19 protein-coding genes, 1 pseudogene and 1 other annotated feature are annotated in these 26,958 nt (G+C 65.1%); of the genes and pseudogenes, 8 read left to right on the top strand and 12 right to left on the bottom strand.

Annotated features, from left to right (window positions below; genetic code table 11):
* Positions 1-33 precede the first annotated feature (33 nt).
* Positions 34-1,965 carry a sigma-54-dependent Fis family transcriptional regulator gene (locus tag AZOLI_RS09145; RefSeq protein ID WP_014248329.1) on the bottom strand — a complete coding sequence of 644 codons (1,932 nt, stop codon included), beginning with the start codon at positions 1,963-1,965 and terminating at the stop codon, positions 34-36.
* Positions 1,966-2,221: 256 nt separating this feature from the next.
* Between AZOLI_RS09145 and AZOLI_RS09140 the strand changes: the two genes are divergently transcribed.
* Together AZOLI_RS09140 and AZOLI_RS32445 are read left to right on the top strand one after the other, a co-directional pair.
* Positions 2,222-3,136: a GGDEF domain-containing protein gene (locus AZOLI_RS09140; RefSeq protein WP_014248328.1), complete on the top strand. Its 915-nt coding sequence runs from the start codon at positions 2,222-2,224 to the stop codon at positions 3,134-3,136.
* A 311-nt stretch (positions 3,137-3,447) separates the two neighbouring features.
* Positions 3,448-3,708, top strand: coding sequence for a peptidoglycan-binding domain-containing protein (locus tag AZOLI_RS32445; RefSeq protein WP_162488045.1), 261 nt, complete (start codon positions 3,448-3,450; stop codon positions 3,706-3,708).
* 91 nt (positions 3,709-3,799) lie between these two features.
* Here the strand turns inward: AZOLI_RS32445 and AZOLI_RS09130 are convergent.
* The 5 genes from AZOLI_RS09130 to AZOLI_RS09105 all read right to left on the bottom strand — a co-directional run bounded on the left by AZOLI_RS09130 (position 3,800) and on the right by AZOLI_RS09105 (position 8,733).
* Positions 3,800-5,031 (bottom strand): IS3-like element ISAli4 family transposase gene (locus tag AZOLI_RS09130; RefSeq protein ID WP_085938460.1). Its coding sequence is split into 2 segments (ribosomal slippage): positions 3,800-4,737 and positions 4,737-5,031, totalling 1,233 coding nucleotides; the frame shifts between segments, so codons are not numbered across the junction.
* Positions 4,631-4,747 (bottom strand) — a sequence feature (AL1L pseudoknot). (Overlaps the previous gene by 117 nt.)
* Positions 5,032-5,119: 88 nt before the next feature.
* The gene (locus AZOLI_RS09120) at positions 5,120-5,743 is read right to left on the bottom strand and encodes a TetR/AcrR family transcriptional regulator (protein WP_014248326.1); all 624 of its coding nucleotides are present in this window, start codon (positions 5,741-5,743) and stop codon (positions 5,120-5,122) included.
* Between the two features lie 47 nt (positions 5,744-5,790).
* Positions 5,791-6,369, bottom strand: a complete 579-nt coding sequence (locus AZOLI_RS09115; protein WP_014248325.1) for a TetR/AcrR family transcriptional regulator — start codon at positions 6,367-6,369, stop codon at positions 5,791-5,793.
* Between the two features lie 73 nt (positions 6,370-6,442).
* The gene (locus AZOLI_RS09110; protein ID WP_014248324.1) at positions 6,443-7,867 is read right to left on the bottom strand and encodes an MATE family efflux transporter; all 1,425 of its coding nucleotides are present in this window, start codon (positions 7,865-7,867) and stop codon (positions 6,443-6,445) included.
* 50 nt (positions 7,868-7,917) lie between these two features.
* Positions 7,918-8,733 carry an oxidoreductase gene (locus tag AZOLI_RS09105; RefSeq protein ID WP_014248323.1) on the bottom strand — a complete coding sequence of 272 codons (816 nt, stop codon included), beginning with the start codon at positions 8,731-8,733 and terminating at the stop codon, positions 7,918-7,920.
* A 155-nt stretch (positions 8,734-8,888) separates the two neighbouring features.
* Here AZOLI_RS09105 and AZOLI_RS09100 point away from each other — a divergent pair, with 155 nt between their 5' ends.
* The 5 genes and pseudogenes from AZOLI_RS09100 to AZOLI_RS09085 all read left to right on the top strand — a co-directional run bounded on the left by AZOLI_RS09100 (position 8,889) and on the right by AZOLI_RS09085 (position 14,160).
* Positions 8,889-10,034: an efflux RND transporter periplasmic adaptor subunit gene (locus AZOLI_RS09100; protein ID WP_044549946.1), complete on the top strand. Its 1,146-nt coding sequence runs from the start codon at positions 8,889-8,891 to the stop codon at positions 10,032-10,034.
* Complete coding sequence (locus AZOLI_RS09095; protein ID WP_014248321.1) at positions 10,034-13,126, top strand: efflux RND transporter permease subunit; 3,093 nt, start codon at positions 10,034-10,036, stop codon at positions 13,124-13,126. The genes AZOLI_RS09100 and AZOLI_RS09095 overlap by 1 nt, the downstream gene beginning before the upstream one ends.
* Before the next feature lie 41 nt (positions 13,127-13,167).
* A pseudogene (locus AZOLI_RS33810) lies at positions 13,168-13,404 on the top strand (transposase); the annotation flags it as partial.
* Between the two features lie 6 nt (positions 13,405-13,410).
* Positions 13,411-13,863, top strand: a complete 453-nt coding sequence (locus AZOLI_RS32435; protein WP_429725900.1) for an AAA family ATPase — start codon at positions 13,411-13,413, stop codon at positions 13,861-13,863.
* Positions 13,864-13,872: 9 nt separating this feature from the next.
* Positions 13,873-14,160, top strand: coding sequence for a hypothetical protein (locus AZOLI_RS09085; protein ID WP_014248319.1), 288 nt, complete (start codon positions 13,873-13,875; stop codon positions 14,158-14,160).
* A gap of 137 nt (positions 14,161-14,297) precedes the next feature.
* Here the strand turns inward: AZOLI_RS09085 and AZOLI_RS09080 are convergent, their stop codons facing one another.
* From AZOLI_RS09080 to AZOLI_RS09060, 6 genes are read right to left on the bottom strand one after another with little or no spacing between them, the layout of a single operon-like run.
* Entirely contained in the window at positions 14,298-16,415 is a 2,118-nt protein-coding gene (locus tag AZOLI_RS09080; protein WP_014248318.1) for a 3'-5' exonuclease, read from the bottom strand.
* A gap of 10 nt (positions 16,416-16,425) precedes the next feature.
* Positions 16,426-17,241, bottom strand: a complete 816-nt coding sequence (locus AZOLI_RS31065; protein ID WP_167331730.1) for a hypothetical protein — start codon at positions 17,239-17,241, stop codon at positions 16,426-16,428.
* 15 nt (positions 17,242-17,256) lie between these two features.
* Positions 17,257-17,961, bottom strand: coding sequence for an EcsC family protein (locus tag AZOLI_RS09075; protein ID WP_044549944.1), 705 nt, complete (start codon positions 17,959-17,961; stop codon positions 17,257-17,259).
* A gap of 50 nt (positions 17,962-18,011) precedes the next feature.
* Positions 18,012-21,035, bottom strand: a complete 3,024-nt coding sequence (locus tag AZOLI_RS33180) for a site-specific DNA-methyltransferase (RefSeq protein WP_044549942.1) — start codon at positions 21,033-21,035, stop codon at positions 18,012-18,014.
* A complete protein-coding gene (locus tag AZOLI_RS09065; protein WP_014248314.1) occupies positions 21,035-22,927 on the bottom strand; it encodes a GmrSD restriction endonuclease domain-containing protein in 1,893 nt (630 codons plus the stop codon). Before AZOLI_RS09065 ends, AZOLI_RS33180 begins: the two co-directional genes overlap by 1 nt.
* The gene (locus tag AZOLI_RS09060) at positions 22,927-25,956 is read right to left on the bottom strand and encodes a BPTD_3080 family restriction endonuclease (protein ID WP_014248313.1); all 3,030 of its coding nucleotides are present in this window, start codon (positions 25,954-25,956) and stop codon (positions 22,927-22,929) included. The genes AZOLI_RS09065 and AZOLI_RS09060 overlap by 1 nt, the downstream gene beginning before the upstream one ends.
* A gap of 392 nt (positions 25,957-26,348) precedes the next feature.
* Here AZOLI_RS09060 and AZOLI_RS09055 point away from each other — a divergent pair, with 392 nt between their 5' ends.
* Positions 26,349-26,864, top strand: a complete 516-nt coding sequence (locus AZOLI_RS09055; protein WP_014248312.1) for a hypothetical protein — start codon at positions 26,349-26,351, stop codon at positions 26,862-26,864.
* Positions 26,865-26,958 lie beyond the last annotated feature (94 nt).

Here is a 26,958-nt window from a genome sequence, read left to right as displayed (position 1 = left end):
GGGGTGGGGGCACCTGCCGTAGCACTTCCCCCCTCACTCCGCCCGATGCGGCGCCACGATGCCGAAGCGGTGCATCTGCCGGTGGATGGTCGACCGGTCGACCCCCAGCGCCCGCGCCGTCGCCGACACGTTCCAATGGTGCCGCCGCAGCGTCTCGCGCAGCCGCGCGGCGGGATCCTCCTCCGCCGCCACCGTTTCCGCCGCCTCCGCCGGCCAGGCCTGGAACAGGCCGCTGTGCTGCACCGGCTCCGGAATGTCGGCGAGGTCGATCAGCCCGCCGTCGCTGACCGCGCAGGCATAGTCCAGCGCATTCACCAACTCCCGCACATTGCCCGGCCAGCCGTGGCCGCGCAGTGCCGCCAGCGCCGCCGGGGTCAGGCGGTAGGCGACGCCGTCACGCTCCGCCCGCTCGGCCAGCAGCCTTTCGATCAGCCAGTCCAGGTCCCCGCGCTGGCGCAGCGGCGGCACGGTGAACACCGCGCCGTTGAGACGAAAGTACAAGTCGTCGCGGAATTTGCCGGCCTTGACCAGTTCCACCAGATCGCGGTGGGTGGCGCCGATGACGCGGACATCCACCGACACCGCCTTGGTCCGGCCGATGGGCGTCACCTCCCGTTCCGCCAGCACGCGCAGCAGGCGGGTTTGCGACGATAGCGGCATGTCGCCGATCTCGTCCAGGAACAGGGTGCCGCCGTCGGCCTCCAGGATCAGACCCTTCTTGCCGCGCGCCGTCGCCCCGGTGAAGGAGCCCGGCTCGTAGCCGAACAGCTCGCTCTCGATCAGGTTTTCCGGCAAGGCGGCGCAGTTGACGGCGACGAAGGGCTTGTTGCGGCGGACGCTGGACTTGTGCAGAGCCTTGGCCAGATGCTCCTTGCCCGTGCCGGTCTCGCCATGGATCAACAGGCTCATGCGGGTGTTGACCAGCTTTGCCGCCCGCGTCAGCACCGCCTTCAGCGCCGGGTCGCCGCCGGACACCACGCGCAGCGGCTCCGGCAACGGGTCGTTCCCCAGGTCATGAGGGTGGTTGCGGGGCAGGGACACCGCCGGCGGCGGCATTGCCTGGGCGAACAGCGGCAGGCCGGTGCGGCGCAGGCGCAGCGTGCGCTGCTCTGTCGGCAGGGCGCGGACGAAGCGGACCAACTCGTCCACTTCGCAGTCGAACAGCTCGGCGAAGGAGCGGCCGAGCGGCGACACACCGTCCTCTGCCAGCAGGTCATGGGCCTTGTGGTTGAAGCCGACCACCCGCCCGCCGCCGTCCAGCGCGAGGACGAAGTCGGGATCGACCTCCGCGAACTCCTGCGACGCCGACAGCTTCACCACCCAGTCGCGGCGGAAGTTGTTGTAGAGGTTGGCGGTTTCGATCTTGTGGACATAGGCCTTCACCATCTGCAGCGCCAGATACTGGCTGATCTTCGGCTCCGGCGAATGCAGGGCGGAGATGTCCAGAACTGCCGCCAGTTCTCCCCCGCTGTCGAACACCGGGGCGGCGGTGCAGGTCAGCGGGATGTGGGTGGCGTCGAAATGGTCGGTCTGGTGCACGGTCAGCGCCTGGGCCGTGGCGATGCAGGTGCCGACGGCGCAGGTGCCGGCATGCCCCTCGTTCCAATCGGAGCCCAGATACAGCCCGGCCCGGCGCAGATGGTTGTCGAAGGTCGGGTCGCCGATGAAGTCCACCGTGACGCCGTTGCTGTCGGTCAGCAGCAGGACATAGCCCATGCCGGCGACCTGCCGGTACAGCGCCTCCAGCCCGAAGCGGGCCATGCGCAGGAATTCGTCCATCGCATCGCGGTGCTCGCGCAGCCGTTCCTGCGGCAGGATGTGGGCCTCGCGCCCGATGGTGGGGTCCAGCTTGTGGTCGATGACGCAGCGGCGCCAGGAGTTTTCGATGATCGCGTCGCGGACTGACGGCACGCCTGCGGAGACACGGACGAGTTCATCGATGTGGGCCGCGCGCGCGCTGTCCATGGTCGTGCCTCCCGCAATATCGTCCGCTTGTCCCGCGAACAAATTTGGATGAGACATTAGCAACCGGGCGACCCGGTAGGCAACATGTGCAAAAGCATCAGACAGGCCGCGGCAGCCGGACGCGGACACGCCCTACGACATACTTGCGTATGACCCCCCGCTTTTCGTTATCGTTCTGCGACATGACGTTAAGGACATTTGCACAAGTCGGGTCTCATGCTCCATAAACGGGCAGGGATCGCCGGGAGCTTTCGATTTGCGGATTCTGATCGTCGACGATTCGCCGCGTCACCTGACCATGATGGTGTATGAGCTGACGAGGCTGGGCTACGCGACGAGCGTGGTCGAGACCGGCGCCGCCGCCATCGAGGCGGTGGCGAACGAGCGCTTCGACGTGGTGATGGCCGACATCCGCCTTGCCGACATGACGGGGATCGAGCTGTGCTGGCACCTGCGCACCGCCCAGGGTCTGCGCCACCTCTACCTGATCCTGATGATCCCCGGCAGCATGACCGACCAGTTCCACGAGCTGGTGGAGGCTGGCGCCGACGAGTTCCTGCGCAAGCCCTTGGATTGGAAATGGACGGCGGCGCGCCTGCTGGCCGCTTCGCGCGTCGTGGCGATGCAGCGCGACCTGGAGCGGCTGGCGACCACCGACGCCCTGACCGGCGCCCTGAACCGCCGCCGCTTCCTGGAGAGGGGGGCTGAAGAGGTTGTCCGCTCGCGACGATACGAGCGCCCGCTGTCGGTGATGATGCTGGACATCGACCATTTCAAGCGGGTCAACGACACCTATGGCCACGCCACCGGCGACGAGGCGATCCGCAGCACGGTGCGGGCCTGCAAGGAGACGCTGCGCACCAGCGACCTCATCGGCCGCCTGGGTGGCGAGGAATTCGCCGTGGTGATGCCCGAAACCCCGCCGGTCAACGCCTACGCCGTCGCCCAGCGCCTGCGCCAGGCCATCGCCGCCATGCCGGTCCGGCTGGAGACCGGAGGCGAGATGTCGGTGACCGTCAGCCTGGGGCTGAGCTGGCTGAACGCGACCGACACCGGCATCGAACCCCTGCTGGCCCGCGCCGACGCCGCCCTCTACCGCGCCAAGAACGCCGGCCGCAACCGCGTGGAGGTCGAACCGCAGATCGCGCTGCCGAAGTCGATGATGGGGTAGGGTAGGCCGCAGTCGGCATTGCGCATCGGTCTAATTGCAATCGACGGCGCGTCAACCCGGTGATGTGTAAAGAAAAAAATTCCCTGACATCCTTCCGGAAACCAGGGGGTTCTCTATGATGGTAGCAGCGGAGTGCTCTCATCGTTATAGTCCTATTATCGAGATCGACTGCTGAGAGTTCGGCGTCATTCGCCCACTGATGCTCAGCTCTCCGGCGGGGCCCTCGCACTGCGTGTTGCGTCCTGGTATGGCTCGACCTCGCCTGAGCCGGCGCGCCCGCATACCATAGCGAAATCGGCGTTGCTCCTGCCGTGGGTCTCGTCCGCGTGCTGGGTCTCCGTCGCGGCCAAAGCGAGGCGCTCTTCCAGTTTGCGCTCAACCTCCGACAACAGCGGCCGGCGATCCGGATCCTGGACAGTGAGCGCCTTCTCGAGAACGTTGAGGCGGCACTGAAAAAGCCCGCGGCCGAGGTCCAGCAGGCCCTGTGTGACCTGGGCGTCAGCGCCGGCGCCGTTGACGGCGAGTTCGGGCCTCGCTCCAAGGCCGACCTGGAACACGTCCTCGCGACCTAAAGAGGACCGCTACGGGCAGGGCATCCTCGCCCATGTCCACGCCGTGCGGGACTGAACCGCCCCGGGTTTGTCGGAGGCCATTTGTGTTGAGTCACGCCGCCCTGGCGACGTCCTCGGTTTGGGCATAGTACCGCGCTTCGGCCTCGGCGGGAGGACTGTTGCCGATGGGTTCGAGCAGGCGCCGGTGGTTGAACCAGGCGACCCATTCCAGAGTGGCGAACTCGACAGCCTCCAAGGTGCGCCATGGCCCGCGGCGCCGGATCACCTCGGTCTTGTAGAGACCGTTGATGGTCTCGGCCAACGCGTTATCGTAGGAATCGCCAACGCTGCCCACGGAAGGCTCGACCCCAGCTTCGGTGAGACGCTCGGTGTAGCGAATCGCAACGTATTGCGATCCCCTGTCGGAGTGATGGATGAGGCCGCAGCCCTTGGCCGGTCGGCGGTCGTGAAGTGCCTGTTCGAGCGCATCCAGAACGAAGCCGGCGTGGGCTGTGCTGGACACCCGCCAGCCCACGATGCGGCGCGCGAAGGCGTCGATGACGAAGGCCACGTAGACGAAGCCCTGCCATGTCGATACGTACGTGAAATCGGCCAACCACAGGGCGTTTGGGCGTGGCGCCTGGAATTGGCGGTTCACCCGGTCAGCAGGGCATGACGCCGCCCGGTCGCTGATCGTGGTGCGCACCACCTTGCCACGCATCGCTCCTTTCAAGCCCATCTGCTTCATCAGTCGAGCCACTGTGCAGCGTGCCACGTCGATACCCTCCCGCCGCAACTGCCGCCAAACTTTACGTACCCCATAGACCTGGAAGTTCGCGTCCCAGACCCGCCGGATAGCCTCCCTCAGCACTGCGTCGCTTCGCGAACGGGCCGGCGCCTTGGACGGATCGGCCTGTCGGGCGGCATGGGCGTAATAGGTGGACGGGGCGATCGGCAGCACTCGGCAGATCGGCTCGACCCCGTGAACGGCGCGGTGCGCGTCGATGAAGGCGATCATTTCTTGAACGGGCGGTCGAGCTCCGCCTGGGCGAAATACGCCGACGCCTTGCGTAGGATCTCATTCGCCTGGCGCAGCTCCCGCACCTCACGCTCCAAAGCCTTGATCCGTTCCTGCTCGTCCGTTGTCGGCCCCGGCCGCTTGCCCTGGTCACGCTCGGCCTGCCGGACCCAGCCCCGCAGCGTTTCCGGAGTGCAGCCGATCTTCGCCGCGATCGAACTGATCGCCGCCCACTGCGAGGCATGCTCGCCTTCGTGCTCGAACACCATCCGAACCGCGCGCTCGCGCACTTCAGGGGCGTATTTGGGTGATGCCTGTTTCGTCATGAGGACCCCAGTCTCTCAGAAGATGGGGCCTCCGACAAACCCGGGGCGGTTCAAAAATCCCATTCGCTTCTTCTCATTGTTTTGAAAATCAAAGATAAATTTGTCCCAGACAGCCTCGCAGGAAGCGGGCGACCGCCTGCTGGGCAACGCTACCAACATCTTCCGGGGAAGCCGATTCGTATACACCCCACAGGCATTTCTCATGCAGACCGGCTTCACAGAGAGCCCGGAAATGAGCAGCAGCGCCGGGCAGTGCCAGAAAGTTCCAGCCGGGTACGTCACTCCGCTCTGCCAAACGCTGCAATATGGCTGCGATTTGACTTTCCGCGCGCCGAATTCCGCGCTCGTAGAAGATGCGGCCAATCTCCGGAAAACGACCGGTTTCAGCCATCACGAGGCGGGTCACGGCAAGCGCTGAAGGGGACAGTATCAAGTCCAGATAGGCTCGCGCCGTGTCCTCCAGTACAGCCTCGGTTCCCTTTTCCTCCACCTGTACAGCGGCAAGAGCGGACCAGGTCAAAGTCCCGATTTCCTCGACATAGGCTGCGAACAGCGCCGCTTTGGAAGGGAAATAACGATAGAGCGTGCTCTTGGAGCCGCCCACCTCGGCGGCGATACCATCCATCGAGGCATCGGCATAGCCCTGTCGAAGAAAGGCTCGGCCGGCGATCGTCAGGATTGCGGTTCGCCGGACGGATGTACCTGCTGGCATGGTCAAACACCCTCCGATCGACCAGTTCACGGTGTGGTCATGCCCGGTCACGCGGCGGCAATATTCCGGACTTGCGCAGCAGCCGTATCCAGAAAGGCCTGAGCAAAGCCGGGATCGTTGACGACACGCGAGAGCGTCAGCGCACCGACCATCAGTGATAGAATCGCCATTGCCCTGCTTTTGAACTCTTCGCCCTGCGTTTCCGAAATCAGGCGTTCGAGGATGTCGAGATGAGTCCTGATCCCGGCTTCGAACGACGCCTTCACCGCGACGCCATGTCTGGCGGCATCGGAACCGAGCGCCACGATCGGGCAGCCGTCGGACTTTTCCTCGCGGTGCCCGGCGCTGAGATAGAAGCCGATCACCGGGCCAAGCGGATCCTCTGGATTTGCAGTGGCCGCAGCGGTCCATCGGCAGTAAGCGCTCTCCAACGCCCGCGTCGACGCCTGAGCCGCCAAATCCTCCTTAGAGGCAAACTGCTTGTAGAAGGCACCCTGGGTCAGGCCCGCCGTCTCCATCAAATCCTTGAGACCGATGCCGTCGAAACCGTGCTCCCGAAAAAGACGGCTGGCCACGTTGATCACAGTCTGCCGGTTTTCCTCAGCCTGAATGCGACTCACACGCATGGTACGCTCCTATTTAGATTTCGACTGACATCTATAGGAGATATGGATGACTGACACAATTCTCCACCTCGACCTACTCCGCAGGGCGTCTCCGAGGTAGCGGATGGGACGCGTGATGCCGGCCCCAGGCATCGCCTATCATCGCGGCGGCCGTCAGAAGACCATACGAAACCGCTGCCAGGGCCGTGATCTGGAACAGGGTCGAAAGTCCGGCACCGAACCAGATCACCGCCGCCCAGCCGATGAAGGCGGCGATGATCATGCGGACGGTGCCGGCCAGGACGGGAAACAGGACACGCTTGGCTCCCTGGCTGGCGAAATAGAGCGCCAGCCCCAGCCCGACCGCACCGTAAACCGGCGCCACGATCCGCAGATAGAGGGTGCCCATCGCCAGCACCTGGGGATCGTCGCTGAACAGGCCGATCCAGGCTTGTGGGAAGAATGCGGCGGCAAGGCCGATGACCTCGGTCAGCCCGAAGGCGAAAGCGGCCCCGATCCAGGCGACGCGGCGTGCCCGCGCCACCTGCCCGGCCCCGATGTTGTGGCCGACCATGGTGACCAAGGCGGTGCCGAGCCCGAAGATCAGCGGAATCTGGATGTAATCGAGCCGCGAGGCTATGCCGTACCCGGCGATGGCATCGGCGCCGAACCGGCCGACCGCGGCGGTGACGAGGGTGACGGTGAGATTGACCTGGACGGTGCCAATCGCCGAGAGGAAACCGACCCCGAGGATATCCTTGAACAGGCCGGCACGCAGGGGAACAATCCTCAGCATCAGGAGGCTCTTCGAAGAGCGCAGATACAGCGTCAGCGCAAGCGCCGCGAACAGATAGTAGACGACCACCGCGGCCCCGCCGCCGGCAACGCCGAGACGGGGAAACGGGCCCCAGCCGAAGATCAGGGCCGGCGACAGGAGGATGAGGAGCACGGTGCCGGCCGAGATCACCAGCGCCGGCACCCTCACATTCCCGGCGCCGCGAAGGGCCGACGACAGCAGGGCGGTGAGCCAGACCGGGATGGAGCCGGCGAACACGACCCCGGAATAGGTGAGCGCCGCCGTCAGCGCCGGTCCGGTTCCCCCCATCGCGCTATAGAGGATCGGTCCGGCAAGGAGTGCCGCCACCGTGAAGAGGATGCCGAATGCGCCGGCCAGGACGACCGCGTGCCAGACCAGCGCTTCGGCCTCCTCGCGGCGTTTCGCCCCCAAGGCCCGCGCGACGGCAGAGGAGACGCCGCCGCCGATGCCGCCATTCGCCATCATCTGCATGAGCATGAGCACGGGAAAGACCAGGGCGACCCCGGCGAGCGCATCGGTCCCGAGAAAGCCGACGAACCAGGTCTCAACCACCCCGACCAGCGTCTGGACGATCAGCACCAGGGTCGTCGGCACCGCGAGGCGGAGCATCGTCGGCACCACCGGCCCGTCGAGAACGCCGGGCGGCATTTTGTAGGCGGGCGCCGGGGCCGCCGGACCCTCCCGACGGGACAGGGCGGTCATGGACTCTCCTTCCTTGCAGCGGATGCGACGGATTTCCTCACGAAACGGGATCAGACCGGCAGCCGCAGCATCTTGCGCAGGCTCTTGTCGAAGGCGGCGGCCGGGACGAATCGGCGCAGGAGGCTGACTTGGCGGGCCAGTTTCCCCGCCGGGTAGCGCAGCTTAGGTTCGGAGTCCGTCGCGGCCTTGACGATGGTTTCGGCCACGGTCTCGGGCGTGTCGCCCTTCCTGATCGCATCCTCGACGGCCACGGTCACGCCGGCAAGCGCCGACGCATAGGCGTCGAGCGACCGGTCCGGCTTGATGAGGTTTCCATCGAACGAGGTCCGGGTATAGGCGGGCTCGACCAGCGTCACCCGAATGCCGAGCGTGCGCAGTTCATGGTCAAGCGATTGGGAGTAACCCTCCACCGCATGTTTCGTCGCCGCGTAGAGCGCGAAATAGGGGGCCGGAATGAATCCGTGCGCCGAGCTGAGATTGATGATCCTGCCGCTTTTCTGGCGCCGCATGATCGGCAGCACGGCGTTGGTCATGCGGATGACGCCGAACATGTTCACGTCGAACAATGCCCGTGCCTGGGCGACCGAGGATTCCTCCGCACCGCCGAAAAGCCCAACGCCAGCATTGTTGACCAGCAGATCGATGCGGCCGGCGTCGTCCATCACCTCCTCGACCAGGGCCGCTACGGATGAGTCGTCGGTGACGTCGCAGGTCAGCATGGTAACGCCCTCGGGGCCTTCAGCGCCCGCGTGACGGCTGGTTCCGAACACGTCGAATCCCGCGGCTTGCAGGGCCTTGGCCGCCGCGTAACCGATGCCGGACGATGCACCCGTCACCAGAGCGGTGCCACGATCGATCTTTGCCATCGAATTCTCTCTTTCTTCCTTGTGTCGGGATCGGCCCCGGAAGCGCCCTGAAAGCGGTGCCGCCACGCGAAAGCGCCCCGTCATTTAGATTGCGTTCGACCTCTATAATCGATATAGATGTCGTACGCAATCTAAATTGACGTGAGGCGGCGGGCATGAAAAAGAGACCCATGGTCGTGGCGGGTGGCATTCTGACGGCGGCGCTCGGCGCCGCCGCGGTCGTGACGCTGTCCATGCACACACAAGAGGCGTCGGCGGTGAGCGACCCCCGGCAGGAGGCGCCGATCGTCCGGCTTGCCGCGGCGGTTCCGGTCGCCGGATCCGAGCGCGGCTTCACCGGCGTCGTCGGGGCGAGGGTGCAGAGCAATCTCGGCTTCCGCGTCCCCGGCAAGATCATCGAGCGGCTGGCGACGGTCGGGCAGCCGGTCAAGGCCGGCCAGCCGCTGATGCGCATCGACGAGACGGACCTGCGCCTCGCCCTCACGGCAAAGCGCAACGCGGTCGCCGCGGCGCGGGCAACGGCCGTGCAGACCCAGGCGGACGAGCGGCGCTACGCCAGTCTGGTCAACGACGGCTGGGCCACCCGGCAGCGTCATGAACAGGCGAAGGCTGCGCTGGACACCGCCAGGGCGCAGCTCGCCAGTGCGGAAGCCGATGCGCGGGTCGCCGAGAACGAGGCGACTTATTCGGTCCTGGTGGCCGACAGCGATGGCACGGTGGTCGAAACGCTCGGCGAACCGGGACAAGTCGTCGCCGCCGGCCAGACCGTCGTCCGGATCGCCCAGGCCGGCCCGCGGGAGGCGGTGGTGGCGCTGCCCGAAACCATCCGGCCGCAGATCGGCTCGCCGGCTGAGGCCAGCCTCTACGGCGCAGACGGGAAGCGCTACGGCGCGCATCTGCGGCAGCTGTCGGACGCCGCCGATGCCCAGACCCGCACCTACGAGGCGCGCTACGTGCTCGACGGCGACGCCGCCTCGGCACCGCTCGGGGCGACGGTCACCATCAGGCTGGCCGGATGGACGGCGGGCCGGGCAGTGGATCCGGCAGTGGATCGGGCGGGTCAGGCGGACATGCAGGTGCCGCTGGGAGCGGTGCTGGACGACGGCCGGAGGACCGGTGTCTGGACCCTGGACCGCGCCAGTTCGACGGTGCGCTTCCAGACGGTCCGGCTGGTCCGGGTGAGCGGCGAAACCGCCGTAATCTCCGGGCTTGGCCTCGGCGACCCGGTGGTGTCGCTCGGCGCCCATCTTCTCCAGGACGGAGTCCGCGTAAGGACCGCCGCCGAGAGCGGGGGCCAGTGATGAGCCTCAATCTTTCCGCCATCGCCGTCCGTGAACAGGCCGTCACCCTGTTCTTCATCCTCCTGCTGGCGGCAGGAGGCGCCTTCGCCTTCGTCATGCTCGGCCGGGCGGAGGATCCCTCCTTCACCATCAAGACCCTGACCGTCACCAGCGTGTGGCCGGGTGCCACCGCGCGCGAGATGCAGGATCTCGTCGCCGAACCGTTGGAGAAACGCCTTCAGGAACTGAGCTGGTACGACCGGGTGGAGACGACCACGCGGCCTGGCTACGCCTATATGACGCTCACGCTGAAGGACAGCACGCCGCCGGCCAAAGTGCAGGAGGAGTTCTATCAGGCCCGCAAGAAGATGGGCGACGAGACGCGCAACCTGCCGCCCGGCGTGCTCGGCCCCTTCGTCAACGACGAATATTCCGACGTCAGCTTCGCGCTCTATGCGCTGAAGGCCAAGGGCCTGCCGATGCGCGAACTGGCCCGGCAGGCGGAGACGATCCGCCAGGACCTGCTGCATGTGCCCGGCGTCAAGAAGGTCAACATCCTGGGCGAGCGTCCGGAACGGATCTTCGTCGAATTCTCCTATGCCAAGCTGGCGACGCTCGGCGTGTCGGCCCAGGACATCATCGCCGCCTTGCAGCGGCAGAACACCGTCACGCCGTCCGGTTCGATCGACACCCAGGGGCCGCAGGTCTTCATCCGGATCGACGGCGCCTATGACGGCGTGCAGGCGATCGCCGACACGCCAATCGTCGCCGCCGGGCGGACGCTGAAGCTGTCGGACATCGCGGAAGTCCGCCGCGGCTACGAGGATCCGCCGACCTACATCATCCGCCACCAGGGCGAACCCACCGTCATGCTGGCGACGGTCATGCAGGAGGGCTGGGACGGCCTCGCGCTGGGCAAGGCGCTGGAGGAGCGGGCGGCCGGCATCGCGCGGTCGCTGCCGCTCGGGATGACGCTCGACAAGGTGACCGATCAGGCCGTCAACATCACCTCGGCGGTCGACGAGTTCATGATCAAATTCGCCATGGCGCTGGGCGTGGTGCTGCTGGTCAGCCTGCTCAGCCTCGGCTGGCGCGTCGGCATTGTCGTGGCCGCCGCCGTGCCGCTGACGCTCGCCGTCGTCTTCCTGATCATGCTGGAAACCGGCCGTTTCTTCGACCGCATCACGCTCGGCGCGCTGATCCTGTCGCTCGGCCTGCTGGTGGACGACGCCATCATCGCCATCGAGGTGATGGTGGTGAAGATGGAGGAGGGCGTCGACCGCATCAGGGCGGCGGCCTATGCCTGGAGCCACACGGCGGCGCCGATGCTGTCCGGCACGCTGGTGACGATCGCCGGCTTCCTGCCGGTGGGGTTCGCGCGCTCGACCGCCGGCGAATATGCCGGCAACATCTTCTGGGTCGTGGGATTCTCCCTCATCGTCTCCTGGATCGTGGCGGTGATCTTCACGCCCTATCTGGGCGTCAAGATGCTGCCGGCGATCAAACCGGTCGCCGGCGGTCACGAGGCGATCTACGGCACTCCGAACTACCAGCGCCTGCGGCGGGTCATCAGCTTCGCCGTGCGGCACAAGGTCCTGACCTGCGGCGTCGTCGGCCTCGCCTTTGCCGTCGCCATCGTCGGCATGGGCGGCGTGAAGCAGCAGTTCTTCCCGACCTCCGACCGTCCCGAGGTGCTGGTGGAGGTCCGCCTGCCGGAAGGCACCAGCATCGAGACGACGACGGCCTCGGTCGAGAAGATCGAACGCTGGCTGGCCGATCAGGCAGAGGCGAAGATCGTCACCAGCTATGTCGGCCAGGGCGCTCCCCGCTTCTTCATCGCCCTGTCGCCTGAGCTGCCCGATCCGGCCTTTGCCAAGATCGTCGTGCTCACCCCGGACGCCGAGGCACGCGAGGCCCTGAAGCACCGGCTGCGGCAGAGTGTGGCGCAGGGATTGGTGCCTGAGGCCTATGTCCGCGTCACCCAGCTCGTGTTCGGACCCTACACGCCGTTCCCGGTCGAATTCCGGGTGATGGGCCCCGATCCGGCGCAGCTGTACGCCATTTCCGAAAAGGCCCTCGCCATCATGCGGAGCGTGCCGGATGTCCGGCAGGCCAACCGGGATTGGGGCAACCGCACGCCGGTGCTTCGCTTCACCCCGGACCAGGATCGGCTGAACCTCATCGGCCTCTCACCGGCGGAGGTCGGGCAGCAACTCCAATTCCTTCTGACCGGGATCGCCGTCACCCAGGTGCGCGAGGACATCCGCAATGTCCCCATCGTGGCGCGCAGCGCCGGCGGCGAACGTCTGGACCCGGCGCGTCTGACCGACTTCTCGCTGACGAGCCGGACCGGCCAGCAAATCCCGCTCGACCAGATCGGCCATGCCGACATCAGGCTGGAAGAGCCGATGATGAAGCGCCGGGACCGGACATCCGTCATCACGATCCGCTCGGACTACAACGAGACGACCCAGCCTCCGGAGGTCTCCAAGCAGATCATGACGGCTCTTGAACCGCTGATCGCCTCGCTTCCGGCCGGCTATCGCATCGAAGCGGGCGGGTCGATCGAGGAGGCCAACAAGGCCAACACCGCCCTCGGCAAAGTCTTCCCGGTCATGATCGCCGCCATGTTGGTCTTCATCATGCTGCAGGTTCGGTCCTTCTCGATGATGGCCATGGTCCTGCTGACCGCACCGCTCGGCGTCGTCGGCGTCGTGCCCATGCTGCTCGCCTTCAACCAGCCTTTCGGCTTCAACGCCATCCTCGGGCTGATCGGTCTGGCCGGCATCCTGATGCGCAACACGCTGATCCTGACCGAACAGATCAAGGAGAACCAGGCGGCCGGCCTCGACGATTATCACGCCGTCATCGAAGCCACGGTGCAGCGGACGCGGCCGGTGATCCTGACCGCCCTTGCCGCGGTGCTGGCCTTCATCCCCCTCACGCACTCGGTCTTCTGGGGGTCGATGGCCTACACACTGATCGGCGGCACGGCGGTCGGCACCGTGCTGATCCTGCTGTTCCTCCCCGCCCTCTATGCGGCATGGTTCCGCATCAAGCCGGCGGCTGTCAGCGACACGTCAAGCTCCCATGCCCGTCTGGGAGTAATCTGACGGGCTTTCGAGGTGGTCGCTCGACAAGAGGGGCCACCTCACGCTGGTTCTGCCGGCTTGGCCTGGAAGGGACCGTTCCTGATCACTCGACCTTTTCCAAGAACCGCCACGGCCGCTTCCGGGACAGCGACCTCCTGAGCAAGCGGTTCGAAACGACCGTACAGCGCTGCAAGGAGGCCGGGCTTGTCGGCGGTGACGGCTTCGCGGTCGATGCCAGCCTGATCCGCGCGGACGCCAACAAGCAGCGCTCGGCGGCGGGATCGGAGGAGGTCGACTGGGAGGCGATGGCGGCGACCCGAGGCGTGTACTTCTTCGACGAGTTCGACGCGCTTGGCGCCCGCCGCACGGCCGATAACGATGTCGGTGAAATCCGGCGTGTTCTCAATTCCTTCCTGCAATTCCTGGAGCAGGACGACAGCCAGAGCCTGATCGTCGCGGCGACGAATCATGCGGATTTGCTTGATCGGGCCTTGTTCCGCCGGTTCGACGACATCCTGGAGTACACGCTGCCCGACGCCGCCTTGATCGGGCGGTTGCTCAAGGCGCGTCTCGCAGCGTTCACGGTGGGCCGGATCGACTGGAAAGCCGTCGCGGAGGCTGCCGTCGGCCTGAGCCATGCCGAATCGACCCGCGCTGCGGATGAAGCCGCCAAAGCCGCCGTGCTCGACGGCGGCATCACGATCACCACCGAAGCGTTGCTCGCGGCCATCGCGGAGCGGCGCGCCACCACGGAATAGCCGCTGACCGTGCCGGCGACCGGTGGCGACGGCTGGCTGCTCGGCACCCTGCGCGACCGCGGCTCGATCCATTCGGACTGGTGGCGGGGAACCGCGGCCGAGCTGGCGTCGCGCGACGCCGTTGGCGTCTTCCCGGTCGGTGGCTGGTGGAAGGAGAAGCCCTTCCTGGATCGCTGGAACACGCCGGCCCGTTACGCCTTGATCGTCTCGATTCGCGCCCCCGGCGCACCGGTGGACATCTACACGCCGGTCGCCACGCGTTTGGCGATCCCGACCGTGATCGGACTCCGCCGGTAGTTCGTCGGCCGCGTGCTTACCGGGTGCTTACTGTCACCCCCGAAGACCGCGTCGGCCAGAAAGCAAAAAGCCAGCCAACCCATTGGATTGACTGGATTTCTTGATGGTAGCAGCGGAGTGCTCTCATCGTTATAGTCCTATGATCGAGATCGACTGCTGACCTCCAGTAAGTCGGCGAGGAACTCCGAACCCGGCTCCACGCCCGTGATGCAGACACGATCGCGGGCACGGGTGCAGGCGACGTAGAGCAGGTGGCGCTCGGTCTCGAAGATCTCGTCCAGCTCGGACTCCTCCGAGGCCGATTCGATGCGCTCCTGAAGCGGCATGACCTCGTCATCGCAGGCCATCACGACGACGGCCTTGAACTCGAGCCCCTTGGCGAGGTGCATGGTGCCGATCGCGATGCGGCCGTTCTCGGCGTCGCCGCGGTCCTGCAGGGTGACCCAGGGGTGACCTGACTGCTTGGCGGCGGCCTTGGCGCGGTCGATCTGGTCGGACGTGCGAACGAAGATGCCGACCTCCTCCGGGGCCACGCCATCGGCGACGATGCCGGCAATCCAGGCGGCGACGTAGGCGGTCTCGTCCTCTGCCGTGTCGAACAGGCCGACGTCCGGCTCCGGTCCGTCGAAGACGGAGATCGTGCCCTTGCGCTGGTCCTCGACGCCGTCCACGTCGCGCACCTGCGCCGGCAACAGCAGGTCTGCCCGCCGGCGGATCTGGTGGGAGGTGCGGTAGTTGACCTTCAGCGTAGAGGAGCGCCCGCGGACATCCACCCCCTGCGACAGCCAGGAGAAGGGCTGCTGGAAGATGCGCTGGCCCAGATCGCCGGCGAAGAACAGGGCGTCGGGACCGTCCGGCACCAGGGCGGCGAGGAAGCGCAGCTGCGGGATGCTGATGTCCTGCGCCTCGTCGATCACGGCGGCGGTGAAGGGCTTCTTCTCGCGACCACGATGGTGTTCGGCAACGCGGGCGACGGCCTCGGCCCAGGTGACCACGTTGCGCGCCTTCAGGATGGCCTGGGCGCGCTCGAACAGCGCCCACAGCGCCTCGCGCTGGTTGCCGCCGATCCGGGTGCGGCGGCCGAGGCGAGAGACGTCCCGGTAGGCCTCCCAGGTCCGGAGCTGCCAGGCATCCACCACATGGCGCCACTCGTTGACCAGGAAGCGGTGCGAGAAGCGCGTCTCACCCCGCTCCTTCGCCGCCGCGGTGAGCGCGGCCTCGACCTGCGAGACCGACGCGATGTTCGGCGTGACCCCGAAAGCGTCCTCGAACAGGCGGTGTGCGACTCCGTCCACGTAGGTGACGGTGATGTGCCCCGCGGCCGGGTCCCCGGAGTCGAGTAGGTGGGAAAGCTTCACCTTCAGCGCCTGGGCCAGCGCCTTGGAAAAGGTGGCGAGAAGCACACGGGCGTCGTCGGAGCGGCGCGCCAGATGGACCGCGCGGTGCAGCGCCACCACCGTCTTGCCCGTGCCGGCCGAGCCGGTGACCCGCGCCGGCCCGCCGTAGCGCCGCTCCACCAGCTCTCGCTGGCTGGGGTGGAGGAAGACCGTCCACTTGTCCCACGGCGACTCCAACGCCTGCCGGAGTTCGTCGACGTTAGCGACGGTGCGGAAGCGGCGCTGGGCGTCGGGATGAGCAAAGGGATCGGCCGAGGGCGGGGCCACGACGGGCGGCGCCGGCTTGCCGCCGACCGCCAGCTCCAGCAGCGCCTCGAGGGCCTCCTGCGGGAGATGCCCTTCCAGGTCGAACAGCCCGTCCTCGTCGGTCTGGCGGATCCAGTCCAGCCAGTCCGGCGGGACGCCGTAGCGCAACAGCGTCTCATCGGTCAGTTGGTCGAAGACGCCGGGCGCGGCCGGCGCCAGCGGCGCCTGTGCGCCGTAGCCGGAGCGCGGCGCCGCGCCGCCGAACGCGGTCTCCTCCACCACATGGTGGACGAACTCGACGAACTGGGCGGCGCCAGTGGTTGGATGCGCCTCGATGCGCCGTTTCTCCGCCCAGCCGTAGGCGTCGTCGTGACGATCGACGTAGCAGAGCAGGAAGTTGCCGTCGGTCTTGTGAACGACGATCCGCAGATCGTCGTTCACCCGCACCGTCCAGAAATGCGGATCCCGCGATCGCTCCACCCGATGGAACTTCAACCCCGGCGAGGACGGGTCGATCTGAAGGTCGAAGGCTGTCGTCTTGGCGGCCTTCTGCTCCTTCGCCGGCAGCCGGGCGAGGCTCTGGGTGAAGGTTTCGGCGATGCGGAATTCCATGGCTATATTCTCAGAACCAACGGTCAGACTCAGCCAATCGCGTGCCGAGCATGTACAGCCCACTGTGGACGTCCAGCAAGCTCCAGTTTAATCGACCCTTTAGAATATTTTCCATGAGTGCGTTGTTATTGTATAGTGACGAATAATCAGTTTCTTTGTCGTTCAGAGCTTTCTCAAAAGGCTTTTCAGACAAAATGTGATGTTCATAAAGGATGGATAGACCTTTATGAACAGGGCCTCCAGGTGGTAGCATGATCACTGGCGAATCCAGATGCACAGACAAATCGTTGTTTGAAAACAAAGCAACCATAAACATTGCGGTTGCATTCCAACTTCCCATGTATTTTGGTCTGCTTGGCCCCATAATAGGTTTTAGCCAACGCTCTTGGGCTTTTTGGTATTCTTTAAGGCTGTCGGGCAAATTCGGGGATGGCGTGATAATTTTGAACATTGAATGCCCGCCTGACAAGGATTCTTCAATCGGCATAGGCCCCCGTTCATAATGATATTTCTTTGCAGTATTCAAATCCTCTGAATTCCAGTCTTTCAGCAGTCTAACCGCCGGAGCAATGAATTCTGGGGTTAGCTGGGCAAGGCGGCCCCAGCAAATACCAATAGCAAAGCAGACATGCCACGGATTTTCCTCAGAAAATTCCGCGAGCATCGCTGTCACTTCTTTGTGTGCATGCCGATTGAGTGTACTGCCCGATTCGTAGAGAAGTTCAAGGACCTTGCCGCGCGCTGGGCCTCCTTTCTGCCCTCCGCCTAACCTGCATAATTCAGCGAAGCGACGTTGTGTTTCATTCACCGGCTCTGGTAATGGCATCGGAATATCTCCCAATCATACAGCAGGCGCGGGCTCTGGATCGGACTCGGCATCTTGAATACAAGCCGGCCCCTCGCAGAGGATTGATTTGGCGGCGTAACCGATCTGTCGGGTCATGTAGCCGTTCAATCCACCGCTGACCAAGCCGCCGACGACGGGCACGAGCTTCGTTAGATTGATAATCCCGGTAGTGCCGGCTTTCGTGAACAGCTTGATGCCAATGGCCTTGTTGATCTCGATCAGCACCCGCCCAGGAATCTTCGCGATGACCCGGGCAGTCAGTTTGGTTCCGACCTTTACCCCGGCTGACCGAAGCACCTCGCCGCCGCTAGAACCGAGCATGCTGAGAAGTGCCAGTGTCTTCAGGCGGTCTGACTTCGCATCCCAACCGTAGAGAAGCGCAATGACGGCAATCATTCGCATCTGAAGGTAGGTGGTAATGGTCAGGTCGGCTGGGATGGTCACCGCACCGAAGACCAATCCCGGCATACCGAGAACAAATCCCGTGCCTGCCGCCTTTGCTGTTTGCCAATCGATAAAATTTTCGACGCACTCGTCTGGCGTCCTGCCACTCTTCTTGTATTCTTCATACAAATCATAACAAGATTGCTCAGGATTCCAGCTGTTATCCGCCAGAACGACCCCGCTCCAGGCTTTATCCAGTAGCTGGACAGCCCAATTTTTCTGGTTGCCTAAGTCACCATCATCATCATTCTTCATTACAAACCTCTCAGAATTCATTTGGGAGTTTAAAATACTCGAACGGTTGGTCACACCCGATACACCTTCATCACCTCATCCCCGAAGTGGTTGATCACCTTCACGGCGATCCTCCCACTGGTCGGGCGGGGGAAGGGGCGGGAGGTGTCGCGGTAGAGGCTTTCCCAGGCTTCCTCGTCGATTTCGGCCTTCAGGGTCGTCTTCAGCGACTTGTAGGGGTCCTGGGCGCCGAGGAAGTAGGCGTGGCGGACGAAGAAGCTCTCCTCGTCGTAGTCGGTGTCGATGAACCAGGCGGCGATGTCGTCGGTGCCGCCGGCGCGGACCTCGCCCTTCTGCGGGTCGAAGATGTCCAGGCCCAGGATGCGTACCCGCAGCTCACCGTCCTCCTCCTTCCGGATCTCGATGTCCGGTTCGCCGAAGACGACGAACAGGTTGCCGGAGCCCGTGTTCTTCAGGTCGTCGGCCATGTGCAGGTCCGGGTTCATGCGGGCGCGGACGATCTGCAACGGGCCCATCTTCGCCAGTTCCGAGGCGTGGGCGTCGAAGTTGAAGGCGCAGGCGATCAGCAGCTCGAAGCCGGCGTCCCGTGCCTCGCGCGCGGCGGCGGTCAGGTCGGGGCGGGAGACGGTGCCGAACTCCGGGCCGATGAAGATGGCGGCGCGGCGCTCGCGGTCACCCTCCATGTAGCGGGCGTCGGCGGCGACGTACTCGCCGGGCCAGGGGGTCAGGCTGGTAAAGGTGATGCGGTCCTTCTTGTCGCCCTGGTGGACACCGCTGGTCTTCAGGTGGTCGAGCATGACCGTGGCGAAGTCGGTCTCCTCCCACTGGTGCGGAGCCTTCTTGCGGGCCGGTGCCTGGGTGCGGCGCGGCTCCGGTCGGCCGGCCTCCACGGCGTCGGCGGCCACCAGTTCCTCCCACAGTTCCTCTTCCTCGGTGGGGAGGACGCGGTGGGGCGACAGGCTCTCCACGGTGAAGGGGCCGGCGACGCGGACGCGGTCGGGGTCGTCGTAGGGCTTGTCGTAGAGGAACTCCTGGTCGGCCTTGTCGGCGATCGACTTGTCGATCTCCTTCTGGCGGGCGATGCGCGCCTCCCACCAGCGGCCGTGCAGGTCGATGGCCTTGGCGTCGGTCCAGGGGTCGTCCGGGTACTCCGGCAGGGTGTCCGCCGTGTAGTCGAGCTTGAGGATGCCGTTCAACTTCTTGAGCGGTTGCGCGACCGAGGCCCCGTCGGCGAGGCGTTTGCGGATGGCGGCGTGCAGGGTCTGCGCCGCCTCCAGCCAGGGATCGGCGGGGCGGCGGGGGATCTCCCACTCCTGCCAGTTCCGGCCGAGTGCGGCGTTGAGGTCGTGGCGCAGCGGTTCCAGCACCGCCTGCCAGCGGTCCCAGATGACGTCGATCTCGGCGTTGTTGGCGATGGACTTCAGCGTGATGTGCGGCACGCGGCGGTAGACGAAGCCCTGGCGGATGTCGCCGTAGGTCGCCCGCTGCGCCGGCGGGGTGCCGGACGCCTGCGCCTCCTTCACCAGCCCGTCGGGCGAGTCGGCGAGGTGGTAGTAGGGGTACTTGGCGCCCATCAGCCGCGCGCGGGCGAGCGCCAGCGCCACCCGCGAGGTGTCGATGGTGATCCAGCGCCGCCCCCATTGCTCGGCGACATAGGCCGTTGTGCCCGACCCGCAGGTGGGGTCGAGGACGATGTCACCGGGGTCGGTGGTCATCTGAATGCAGCGTTCAATTACTTTTGGTGCAGTTTCAACTACGTAGCGCTTCTGATCTATGTACCCAGCTCGTGTGGTATCAGACCAAATGTTTGTTATTGGTTCGATGGAAAAGTCAGAGAGGCACCTAACATACCGGATGCTGTTCGTTGAAGAGTCAATTCTATCAGCTTTTGCAAGGCGCTCCATCCCTTGCAAATGAGTTTTCCAGTGCGAATTTCTTGGAGGAGAATAAGATCTCCCGAAACAATTAAACGGGAGAGAGCCTTCCGGAGTGGCGCCCTGTGATGCAAGGTTATCCTGATAGTACGGATCTAGTGTCATGCCTTCTGCAATTAGCCTAGAAATTTCCGTCTGGCCGAGATTTACCTTCGTTCCATCTGAAAGGCGAGCTCGCGAATGCGACCAACCGCCACCAGTGCGAAGTTCCCTCTCAAAATAAATCTGCCGATATTTGATTAGATCATAGTTCTTACAATACCAAATGATGTTGTCAAATATATTGCCAAGCCCTACCGTGGATTGGCCGCCAGTCGTAACGAAGGGTATCATATTAACAAAATTGCCGTCGCCAAACACCTCATCCATCAACGCCCGCACGCGGTGGACGTTCTCATCTCCGATCTGCACGAAAATCGACCCGCTCTCCGTCAGCAGGTCGCGCGCCACGGTCAGGCGGTCGCGCAGATAGGTCATGTAGGAGTGGATGCCGTCCTTCCAGGTGTCGCGGAAGGCCTTGACCTGCTCCGGCTCGCGGCTGATCTGGTCGATCTTGCCGTCCTTCACGTCGCGGGAGCGGGTGGACACCTGCCAGTTGGAGTTGAACTTGATGCCGTAGGGCGGGTCGAAGTAGATGCACTGCACCTGCCCGCGCAGTCCCTCCTTCTCCGCCAGCGAGGCCATGACCTGGAGGCTGTCGCCCAGGATCATGCGGTTCGCCCAGTGCTTGTCGTGCTGGTAGAATTCCAGCTTCGCTTCCTCGTCGGGCAGACCGTTGAAGTCGTTGAAGAAGTCGAACTGGGAGCCGGCCGCCTCGCCGCGCGCGGCCTCGCTGCGGCGGCGCAGGTCGTCGATGATGGCCTGGGGGTGGATCTTCTCCTGGATGTAGATCGGCGGCGCCTGCACCACGAGGTCGGACCAGTCCTGCTGGTCCTTGCCGCGCCAGACGAGCTGCGGGTCGAGGTCGGGGTTGCGCGGGCGGGTGGCGCCGGGCTCCAGCGGCGTGTCGCGCGGGTATGTCACGGGTTTCGGCGCCGCGTCCTCCGCCTCGACGAAGGATTGCTGCTCGGCCGTCGGGATGTTCTTCCGCGTCGCCTTCTTGTGGACGAGGGAATCGACGTCCTTACCGTTGCGCGCCATCACGCAGTCTCCAGCTCAACCATGTTGTCCGTGTCGCCAGCCTCGGCCATCTCCTGGGCCATCTCCTCGGCGGCGACCTCCTCTTCGGCCTCATCGGCCCCGTGTTCGTCAACCACCGCCTTGCCCAGTGCCCCGGCGACGACGCCGGCCAGCGCGTCCATGCGTGCGGCGAAGAAGGCGTCGAAGTCGTCGTTGCGCAGGTGCGCCGGCTCGATCAGGTGGCTGCGCAGGATGTCGTCCAGCGCCTCGGGGCTCAACCCCTGCCGCTGCTCGATGCGCCGCAGATAGACGGACGGCGCGTCGCCGCCGATGGCGATGTTGGACGCCTTGGACAGCGGGGTCTTGTTGACGATGGAGTTGAAGACGTTGGGCGGGATGCCCTTCTTCTTGCACCAGGCCTGCGGGAAGATGTGGTGGATGTCGATCTTGTCGTTGAAAAAGGTCATCAGGTCGGTGGGCCGGCCGTTGATGAAGTCGCGGCAGCCGGAGCGCATCAGCAGCGCGTGCAGCCCCTTGTAGGCCGCGGAGATGCGCTGGCGGAGCGAGCCCAGGCGGTCGCGCTGGAACAGCGCCTCGTCCACCGACCGCGGGTGCGGGCCGGCGCCGGACAGCCACTCGGCCAGTTCCGGCACGTCGCGGGCGAGGCGCGATTCCGTGCTCGACCCGTAGAGTTCGCCCAGCGTGATCGACCAGAACCAGCGCGCCAGCTTCTCCTTCGCCGCCGCGGTCTGCGCTGCCTTGCCAAGGATGGCGAAGGTCGCGGCCAACCCGACGATCAGCGTGGGATAGGGCACGTCCTTGTGCCAGATGATCTTGTGCTCGTTCAGGAAGCCGCCGGCCTCGACGAAGCCCTTCTCCACCGCGTCGGCGTGCTTCCGGTAGGCGTGCAGCGGCAGGCCCAGCAGGGCGTCGCGGTTGCAGCTGACCTGCGGCAGTTCCTTGACCTCGATCTTGCCCTTGTCCCGCATCAGCTCGGCGGCGCGGGCGAGGCGCAGCTCGCGGGTGTGCAGCAGCGTACAGGCCTGGAGGAAGTCGGTGCTGGCGATCTGGCTGAGGACGTCGCGCCGGTTCGGCGACCCGATGATGCGGGCGCGGCGGGCCGCCCAGTCCTCCCGCAGGTTGGCGCCGCTGGCGGCGTAGATGGCGGTGACCAGTTCGAAGGCGTCCAGCTTCTTGCCGCCGACGTTCACCTTCTCGAACACAAGGCAGATGGCCTCGCGGCTGTTGCGCTTGTCGAGGCGGATGATCGGCATCTTGTAGTGCTGGATTTGCTCGAGCACGTCGTTGTCGAAGTCTTTTTCCAGGCCGCTCACATCCCGCTGGCGGGCATTCCAATAGTTCCACCAGCCGCGAAACCAGCTCTTCGTATCGAAGACCCGGTTGAGCGGGAACAGGTCGTGTTCGAATTCATGCTCCTGGGTGCTCAGGTCCAGGGCCACGTCCTTGCCGAAATTGCGCCGAACCACCTTGTCGGCGGGAACGCCGAGGATGGCTTCCTCGAAATCCACGCCAACGGTCAGGGACTTCTTGATGTCGATGTAGTAGTAGCGCTTCACCACCGTGCTCTTGGTGGTGGTCGTACAAACCGGGTCTGCCGACCACGTCGCCTGATAGAGCGAGGTGATGCGCTGCTGCCCATCGAGCAGCAGTTCCGCAGGTCGGACCTCCTTCGCCGGGACGCCTTCAAGAAGGCGCGGCTTGAACTCGATCTCGCCGCCGGTCTCCAGCGTCAACAGGGCGCCCACGGGAAAGCCCTTGGCAACGGAAGCGACGAGGCTGCGCACGTCGGCGTCACCCCAGACATAGTTGCGCTGGAACTCCGGCAACTGGAGGCGGCCTTCCTCCGCCGAACGGAGAATGTCCTTGAGGTCTGCCTTGGTGGCGTCGAACATCAGGCGGCCTTTTCCTGCAGGAATGACTGGATCAGCTCGCCGAAGCGCTGCTCGATCTCGAAGACGTGGTGGAACTCGGCGAAGGCCCAGCGGCCGTAGCGGCCGAGGTTGTTCACGCCCGGCACCCAGAGAGTGTTCATCGTCTCCGCCTTGAGCTGGGCGTCGCCGCGCCGATAGCCCTTGATCTCGACAATCAGGTTGAGCGGGTCCGGCCGGCCGTCATCAACGCGCAGGATGAAGTCGGGGATGTACTTGCGCGGCGTGGAGCCGTCGCGGTACGGCACCTCGAAGCCCAGGCCCTGGTTCTTCACGTAGGCGAGGACGCTGGGATGCTCCTCGGCGACGCGGGCGAACTCCGCCTCCCACTCGCTGTCGCAGATGACGAGGTTGACGTGGCAGTGCTTCGCACTGGTCTCCCACCGCAGTTCCTTGCTGGTGGTGAAGTTGACGAAGCGGGTGGAGCCGGTCGGGTTGTAGGGATCGAGGATCGCCTTGATGCGGCGCTCCCCCTCCAGCCCGGCCTGACAGGCGAGGTAGATGCGCTCCGCCGCCTGATCGGCGATCTCCTGGTACATCAGCTGGGCCGGGAAGGTGCCGCCGGCGCATTTCAGGTGGCCGGCGTCCAGCCACTGCTTGGTGATGCGCTTCAGCGGACCGAAGAGGTGCAGCTTCGGCTCCTCCCCCGGATCGCGGAAGTGCTTGAACAGCAGGTGCTTGGCGAGGTTGTAGGCGATCGTGCTGGGGCGGACCTTCTCCAGATGGTCGACGTTCAGCGTCACGCCCTCGCCGACGATGCCCTCGAGGAGGACGGAGCAGGGGCCGACCAGTTCCGGCGTCAGGTAGAGGGTCGAGTTCTCGGAGAAGGTCGCCGACAGCCGGTCGTTGGGCAGTTCGACGCGGTAGCCCTCGACGCGCGGGTAGAGGATCTCCAGGTCCGCCCGCTCCTTCACCGCTTGCACGCGCACCGTCTCCCGCGGCGTGGCCGGCTTGGCGACGACCGGCTTGGCGGTGAAGTCGAAGGGGATGCCGAGGACGTCCGCGTACTCCGCGTTGAACAGGCCCTGGTCGTTCAGCTCGTAGGATTGGCGGCGGAGCGCCCGGCCGACGACCTGTTCGCAGAGAAGCTGCGTTCCGAAGGCGCGCACGCCAAGGATGTGGGTGACGGTGTTGGTGTCCCAGCCTTCGGTCAGCATCGACACCGACACGACGCAGCGGACCTGCTCGCCCAGCCGGCCCTTGCGGCCGACCGTGTTCATCACCTCGCGCAGCAAGTCCTTGTCGGTCAGCTTGTCGGCCGCGCCGGCGCCGTCGCGTTGGATCAACTCACGCTTGAACTGGTCGATCTCCTCGGCGGCGGCGGCGCGGAACTCCGTGTCCAACGCCTCGTCGGACTCCAGCTGCTCGCTGTCGATCAGCAGGGTGCGCATGCGCGGCAGGCGGTTGCCGTAGTCGTCGTAGTTCCGGAACAGCTCCAGCCGGCCCTGGTTGAACTGGGTGTTGCCGTTCTCGTCCGTCCGCGTCCAGCCGGAGATGAACTCGTAGACCAGCTTGGACGACGACGTGTTGTTGCAGACGATGATGAACACCGGCGGCACGCCGATGCCCTTCTCCTCCCACAGGTCGAAAACCTTTGTGTAGTGGCCGTAGAGGGCGTCGAGCGCGGTCTGAAGCTCTGAGGGAAGGTTGCGCGGATCGAGCTCGCCGCCCTTGCCGCGTCCCTTCTTCGGCATCTTCTTGCCGATGTGCTCCCACAGGTTCCGATAGACCGGCATCTCTCCGGTCGGCAGGTTGTCGGCGACCGGGACGCGGGGCAGCTTGACGATGCCGCACTCGATCGCGTCCATCAGCGAGAAGTCGCTGACCGTCCACGGGAACAGCGTGCCTTCCGCGTAGCCCGAGCCGCGCAGGAAGAAGGGGGTCGCCGACAGGTCGTAGACGCCGCGGACGCCCAGGTGGCGCTTCACCGTCTCGATGCCGGTGATCCAGAGGCGGGCGGCCTCGTTGTTCTTCTCCGCTTCCTTCTTCTCGTCGCCGGTGAGTCCGTCGTCCACACCGGGCCGCTCGCGGTAGCAGTGGTGCGCCTCGTCGTTCAGGACGACGATGCTCTTCATGCCCATCAGATCGGGCATGACGCGCTGAAGCATCTGCCCTTCCGTCTCGGCGGTGTTCAGGTCGCCGTCGCGTCCCTTCAACAGGGCGCGGCCGAGCTTCGACACCTCCATGCGCTCCCGCAGCTTGAAGGCGTGGTAGTTGGTGATGACGATCTTGGCCTTGTCGATGTCCGGCAGCATGTCCGCCGGCACCAGCTCCCGGTTCTTGTAGTAGCTGTCCGGGTCGTTCGGCTGGAGGACGCGCAGGCGGTCCTTGATGGTGATGCCTGGGGTGACGATCAGGAAGCCCTTGCTGAAGCGCTTGCTGTTGGGATGGCGGACGGCGTTCACCGTCTGCCACGCGATCAGCATCGCCATGACCGTCGTCTTGCCGCTGCCGGTCGCCATCTTCATGGCCATGCGCAGCAGTTCCGGGTTCGCCTGAAGATTCGCGCCCTCGACGTGCTCCAGGACCTTCTTGTACTGGCTGTTGCCCGGCGCGACCTCGGTCAGCCAGATGATCGTCTCGACCGCCTCGACCTGGCAGAAGAAGGGACGAACCCCGCTGAACTCGTGATGGCGCCAGTGCTGAAGCAGCCTCGCCGTCGCCGGGGTCACCTTCCAGTGCGCGGGGTTGGGCAGGTTGCGCCAGGACTCAACGTGTTGCCGGATCTCGTTGATGATCGGGGTCGGGTTGTACTCGACCTCCGCGGTCGTCAGCCCTTGCTGATCCGCGAACACGAAGCCGGTCTGTTCGGCGGGCGCCGCCTTGCCCTTCTTCTTCTTCGGCTTCGGAACCGGCGTGATCAGTTCCGACCGGCGCCGGCCGGCGACCGGAGGAAGATCCGTCGGCTGACCGTCGGCGTCGAGATCGTGATGGAACCGGGGCGGCTCGTAAGGAGAGTTCAGGATCGGCTGCTCAAAGAACCGTTCACTCATCGAATGACCTTACGCTTCGTTCTTGTTGGTTGCCCGACCGCGACCGGTGCTGCCGTCAATCCCGTTGCAGGACGAGCCGCCTTCCGGAAAGACCACCCACTTGGAGGTAACCTATCCGACAGGCCTTGGCCGTTCCAGCGATTCCAACCTGAGAATGCAACTTCTGCCGGACTACATGCGCGAGTATGTAAGGTCGAGCTCGGGATGGTCGCTCCCTGCTCCTGATCAACGGCTCTGGAACCGGAACGATCGGTTCGGCCCCTTCAAGAAGGGAGTATTGTCGCATTCGCGATTCCCGTCGAAGGGCCGGAAGAAATTTCGTGTTCGAGGGATGTGCACTTTCTCACGGACCTATCTGGGAGGCGTCCGCAACCAAGACAGCGAGCGCTCTCATGAAAATCGGATACACCTACTGCTCCACCGCCACCCTCGACGAGAACACCACGGCTCTCATGGATGCCGGCGCCGAACGCGTTCAGCATGACACTCTCGGCCAGGACCGCGTGTCTCTCGCGGTCATCCGCCGCCTTCTTCGGGCCGGCGACACACTGGTCGTTCCGACGGTGCCGCAAGCCGCGGACAGCGTTCAGGCGCTGGATGCGCTGGTCCAGGACATCCGCGCCATGGACGCCGATTTGGCCATCCTTGCCGACGGCTGGACGCCCGAGGCGCTCGTCCACGGGCTGGCGGTGCTGCGCAGCTTCCCGATGCCGGACAGCCGTCCCACTGGTGCGGGCGACGCCGCTCCGACCACGGCGCTGCGTCGCCGGAGGTCGAGCCAGACAGTCCCGGAAGATGAAGTCCTGCGCCGGCTGAACGCCGGCGACAAGGTCAACGCCATCGCTCGCGATCTCGACGTGACCTGGGCGGCCATCGACAGGGTCCGCAAGCGCCACCAGTCGACCTGACCTCGTCGCGGACCGCGGTCCCGCCGTCCACGGCACCCGCGCTTGCGCCCGTCCCCGGTTCCCCCAACTGCCCAGCAACGAGGAGGGCCCGAGC

The organism is Azospirillum lipoferum 4B, assembly GCF_000283655.1.
Classification (GTDB): domain Bacteria; phylum Pseudomonadota; class Alphaproteobacteria; order Azospirillales; family Azospirillaceae; genus Azospirillum; species Azospirillum lipoferum_C.
The sequence above is the reverse complement of the archived record's forward strand: the minus strand, read 5'-3'. Positions and strand labels throughout refer to the sequence as shown.